The sequence below is a fragment of the Desulfuromonadales bacterium genome (assembly GCA_035620395.1).
Taxonomy (GTDB): domain Bacteria; phylum Desulfobacterota; class Desulfuromonadia; order Desulfuromonadales; family DASPGW01; genus DASPGW01.
In genome coordinates this window covers 1-5,195 of the sequence record DASPGW010000154.1, presented here as the reverse complement: position 1 = coordinate 5,195, position 5,195 = coordinate 1, and the positions used below count along the sequence as shown (strand labels likewise).

Annotated in this window: 5 protein-coding genes; 2 read left to right on the top strand and 3 right to left on the bottom strand. The window is 61.7% G+C overall.

Going from position 1 to position 5,195, the window contains the following annotated elements; translation table 11 throughout:
• A partial coding sequence (locus VD811_08285) for an ATP-binding protein (protein HXV20969.1) occupies positions 1-226 on the top strand: 226 nt, incomplete at its 5' end.
• Positions 227-464: 238 nt separating this feature from the next.
• On the top strand, positions 465-2,624 hold the full coding sequence (locus VD811_08280; GenBank protein HXV20968.1) for a PAS domain-containing protein: 2,160 nt from the start codon (positions 465-467) through the stop codon (positions 2,622-2,624).
• A 182-nt stretch (positions 2,625-2,806) separates the two neighbouring features.
• On the opposite strand, the gene VD811_08275 is transcribed toward VD811_08280, so the two are convergent.
• From VD811_08275 to VD811_08265, 3 genes are all read right to left on the bottom strand, one after another.
• Positions 2,807-3,880, bottom strand: a complete 1,074-nt coding sequence (locus tag VD811_08275) for an alkene reductase (protein HXV20967.1) — start codon at positions 3,878-3,880, stop codon at positions 2,807-2,809.
• 31 nt (positions 3,881-3,911) lie between these two features.
• Positions 3,912-4,307, bottom strand: coding sequence for a nuclear transport factor 2 family protein (locus VD811_08270; GenBank protein HXV20966.1), 396 nt, complete (start codon positions 4,305-4,307; stop codon positions 3,912-3,914).
• A gap of 202 nt (positions 4,308-4,509) precedes the next feature.
• On the bottom strand, positions 4,510-5,195 hold a 686-nt coding region (locus VD811_08265), incomplete at its 5' end, for a DUF1499 domain-containing protein (GenBank protein HXV20965.1).

Here is a 5,195-nt window from a genome sequence, read left to right as displayed (position 1 = left end):
CAACGGGGCCGGCTTCGATATGAAGGACGTGGAGAAGCTTTTTATTCCCTTCCAGCGCCTCCCCGGCGCCGAGGAGTTTCGCGGCTTCGGCATCGGCCTGGCCACGGTGGAGCGGATCGTCCGGCGCCACGGCGGCAGGATATGGGCAGAAGGAAAGCCAGGCGTGGGGGCGTCATTTTATTTCACGCTGGGGGGCATGACCGTCTGGGCATCATCTGAGCGATGAAGATCAAGAGGCGTGTGGCGATGCCCCCTTCGGACTACCCCAGGCCCCTTCACACCTGTTGCAGAAAATATCCCCGGGTACCCACCCCGTGAAGATTGGTTGAAGGACAGCAGCCCCCCTGTGCCGGCCATGGGGTCTGGGGAGAGTAGATTGGTTGAGCGGTCAAGGGGAGATGGAAGGGACCATGAAATTTTTGAGTGATCGAACTTGCCTTAACACCAGAAGAGTTTCCTGCAAGGTGGCTGCAATCTACGCGGTTGCGGCAGGCCTGTGGATACTATTCTCCGATCGAATCCTCCTGTGGTATTTCGAAGACCCCGCCCAATTGACAGACGTGCAAACCGCAAAGGGCTGGTTCTTTGTCCTCGCTACGGCAGCAATGCTCGGCTGGCTGGTTCGGCACTATACCCGGGAATTGAATCACGAAAAAGAGTTGTTGAATTACGTCATTTCCAATATCCCCCTTTACGTTTTCTGGAAAGACAAAGAGGGCAAGTATCTCGGATGCAACCAAAGGTTTGCAAGTGTGGCCGGGGTCGGCAGCAAGGAGAACATCTGCGGCAAGACCGATTATGACCTGGCCTGGCCAGAGGCCGAGGCGAAAATCGCCACCCAGACGGACCGGCAGGTTATGGAAACAAAGGAGTCCCATCTGGATGTCGAGGAAACTCATCAAGCGAACGGCAAAGACGCTGTCTTTTTGACGAGCAGGGTGCCCTTGGCGGATGAGTCGGGGAACGTGATGGGGATGCTCGGCATTTGTGCAGACATCACGGAGCGCAAGCTGGCCGAGGAGGCGCTGCGGCAAAGCGAGTCGTTCTACCGTCAGACACTGGAGTCCATACCGGGAATGGTCTTTACCACGCGGCCGGACGGCTACTGCGATTACCAGAGCCAGCAATGGGTCGATTTCACCGGCGTGCCGATGCGCGAGCACCTGGGCGACGGGTGGAACAAACTGCTCCACCCCGATGACCGGCCACGTGCCTTTGCCGCCTGGCGCAACGCCGTCGAGGAACGGGCCCCTTATGACCTGGAATACCGTGTCCGGAGGCAGGACGGCGAGTACGAATGGTTCAAGGTGTGCGGCCGCCCGATTCGCAACGAAGCGGGGGAAATCGTCCGCTGGTTCGGCACGGCGCTGAACATCGACCAAATGGTCCGGACCCAGGAGGAGTTGCGCCAGGCCAAGGAGACGGCCGAAGCGGCCACCCGGGTCAAGGGGCAGTTCCTCGCCAACATGAGCCACGAGCTGCGCACGCCCATGGCCGGCGTTCTCGGCATGCTCGATCTCGCCCTCCTCGGCGAACTTTCCACCGAGCAGCGGGGGTATCTGGAGAAGGTGAAAAAGTCGGCCCACGCCCTGCTGCGCATCCTCAACGACATCCTCGACTTCTCCCGGATCGAGGCGGGGATGCTCTCTTATGTCAGAGAGCCGTTCCTCCTCCATGAGTTGGTGCGGGTGGTGGTGGATCAGTTCGACCAGGAAGCGCGGAGCAAGGGCCTGGACCTGGTGCTGGAAATCGCTCAAGGCACCCCAAAACTGATGGAGGGTGACGAAGGGCGGGTCCGGCAGATACTGTTGAACCTGGTCGGCAATGCCGTGAAGTTCACCGAACAGGGTCAGGTGGCGGTCCGGGTGGCAGCCGGGGCGTCGGCCGCCGACGGGCGTCAGGAGGTCACCTTCACCGTGGCCGACACCGGGATCGGCATTCCCGGGGACAATCGGCATGCCATCTTCCGGCCCTTCAGCCAGGCGGATGCCTCCCATGCCCGCCGTTTCGGCGGCACCGGCCTTGGCCTGGCGATCAGCAAGGAGGTGGCCGAACGGATGGGTGGGAACATCTCCTTCGCCAGCGAGCCCGGGGTGGGGAGCACTTTTGTCGTCACCCTGCCGCTGCGGGAAGCCGAGGCGGCAGCACCTGCCCCTGCGCCAGCGGCAGCCGCCGGCCCGGTGCCGGCGCCCGCTGCTGCGGGTGCGGCCAGGCCGCGCCTGCTGGTCGCTGAGGACGATCAGATCATCCGGGAGATCCTGGGGCTCATGCTCCGGCAGAGTGGCTTCGATTTCGATTGCGTCGCCAACGGCGAGGAGGCGGTCAGAAGGTGGGCGACCGGGGGGTACGATCTGATCCTGATGGACGTGCAAATGCCGCTGATAGACGGCTTCGTGGCCACCAGCGCCATCCGGGTCCAGGAAGAGTCACGGGGCGGGCATGTCCCCATTGTGGCCCTGACCGCCCACGTCTACCCGACGGACCAGCAGAAATGTCTTGATGCCGGCATGGATGCTTACGTGGCCAAGCCGATCGACTTCCAGAAGCTCTTAGCCGTGATCAGGGATCTGCTCGGCCGAAAAGTAAAGGGGTCGGGGGCCGGGATGGCTGCTGTTGAATCTTGATGGTCAGGGGATCTGAGAAACAACCCTTGATAATTGATGGCTAAATTTCAGACACACAAATGGCCACCTCGCGTTGACGGGGTGGCCGTTGCTTTAATACGTTCTGGGGGCTTCCTGCGACCTCTGGTCGATTTTCAGCGTATGGCTGGCAGACAGGTGAGGCAAAGTAATGCCCTCCTCCGCTAAGCCAGTGCCGGGTAGTCCGTGTAACCCTTTTCTTCCCCTACGTAAAAGGTCGTATAGTCGGGTGAATTGAGTGACGCATTGCGTCTGAACCGCTCGGGAAGGTCCGGGTTGGCCAGAAACAGCACGCCGAAAGCGACGAGATCCGCCTCTCCACGGTCGAGCACCGCGCTGGCCGTGGCGACGTCATAGCCCCCGTTTACGATGTACGTCCCCTTGAACTGCTTGCGCAGAAGCGGGGTGGTCCGCGCTCCCCCGGCGGGCGGCGCCGTGGACCCGGAAAGCCCTTCGAAAATGTGGAGATAACCGAGCCTGAGCCGGCCCAGTTCCGCCGCCAGGTACGTGTAGGTTGCCACCGGATTCGAATCGGACATCGAATACCCCGAGAAATAAGGCGAGATCCGGTAGCCCACCCGCTCCCGTCCCCAGACGCCCATCACCGCTTCGGTGACTTCGAGCGGCAGACGGGCGCGATTGCGCACGCTGCCGCCGTAGGCGTCGTTGCGACGGTTGGCGCCGTCCCGCAGGAACTGATCGAGCAGATAGCCGTTGGCGCCATGGATCTCGATGCCGTCGAAGCCCGCCGCTTTGGCGTTTTCGGCTCCCCGGCGAAACTGCTCGACAATACCCGGCATCTCGCCTGGTTCGAGAGCCCTGGGAGGCACGATTTCCTTTTTCCCCTGCGCAGTGAATACTTCCCCCTCCACCGGAAGTGCGGAAGGGGCGACCGGAAGCTCACCTCCGTGGAAATCGGGATGTGACACCCGTCCTACATGCCAAAGCTGCGCGAAGATCTTGCCTCTCGCCCGATGAACGGCCTCGGTCACCTGCTGCCAGCCTGCGACCTGCTCGGCCGAGTGAATGCCCGGAGTGCGGATGTAGCCGACCCCTTGCGTGCTCACCTGCGCCCCTTCGGTGATGATCAGGCCGGCCGAAGCTCTCTGTGCATAGTAGGCAGCGGCTAGCGGATTCGGGACATTGCCGTCCAGGGCGCGGCTACGGGTCATCGGCGCCATCACCATGCGGTTCGTAAGTTCCTGGTCGCCCAGTCTGTAGGTAGAGAAAAGATTCACGGCTGCTCCATTTTCGCTCCCGGCCCAGAGTTCATTTGTGGGGAACAGGCTCCTGGTTGCCGCCGAAGGGGTTGTCGATGACATAGAGCCATGTCCCATCCGGCTGGCGGCGGACGACCTCGACGCCGCGGCCGGCAAGGTCGATCAGGCAGCCGCCCGGAGCGGTACCCACCAGACTCCAGTCTGATCTGACCAGGGCAAGGTCGCCTGCCGGGATGACGCTCTTCACCTCGATGCGGAACTCGCCGCAAAGGGAGAGAAAGCCCTGGAGCGCCTCGCGGATGGCAGCCGTTCCCGTGACGGTCTGGCCCTGCTGCGGCACCAGCGTGGCGTCGGGTTCGTAGAGCGCCACCAGCGCCTGCAGATCGCCCGCGGAAAATGCTTGGGCAAACAGCTTGTCGACTTCTTCGGGTATTCTGGCCGCCATGACTATCCCCCTTCGTTCGACGCTGCTACAGACGGTAATCAAATTATATCACCAACAAAATGCAGCATCTGAATCAGGGGTTGGACCAGGTCAATTCCTTGCAATGCCCGATGAATGTTGCGGGCTACCCGGCAATGACAGACCTTCAACCGGCGTTGGAAGGCAAGACCTCGATCCTCCGCAATCCGCTCCAGTTCGGCGGTTACAACCCAATCGTGTTTAGCGCTTCCAGGTAGGCGCGGATACGCGAGGCGTTGGCACCGAGATCACTTCGTCCAACGCGGGATTTGGAACGTACATCTATTACGCTGCCCCCGTTGTCTTCGCCGATCCGGACGACAACGTCGTCCTTGAATCCGTACCAGAAAGTCGTCGCTGTCGCTTCGAGGCGCCCGGTTGCCGGATTGGCAGCGACTATCTCCCAGCCCATCTTCCGCGCCGCCGCCAGCGCCTTCTCGAACGCCATCTCGACGCCAGCATCAAGTCGGTAAGAACCTAGATCGGGATAGGCTTCCTGCTGCAGTCTTGCCACCTCCTCGCCGGCATATCCGGGCGGATTGGGTGCACCGGCACGCAACGGCAGGATCGCGATAAATTCTGGCGGATCGAGCGTGTCCGTGGTGATATCGTGGATCGGCGGAACCGATCGCGCCTGCTGCTGGAGCTGCCATGGCACATAAGCGACGCCCAACCCGATGACACACGCAGACAACAGCCAGATGCCTTGACCGATGCGCGTTCTGGGGATGATCAGGAGCGTCAGCGCCAGACCGGCGGAGACCAGACCCAGGTTAGCGGCCCAGCGCATCATCAAGAATCCGTAGCGAAATTCCCAAAGGCCGAAGCGCGTTCCGGGTCCCCCAATGAGCAGGAGAAAGGCGGCGATCG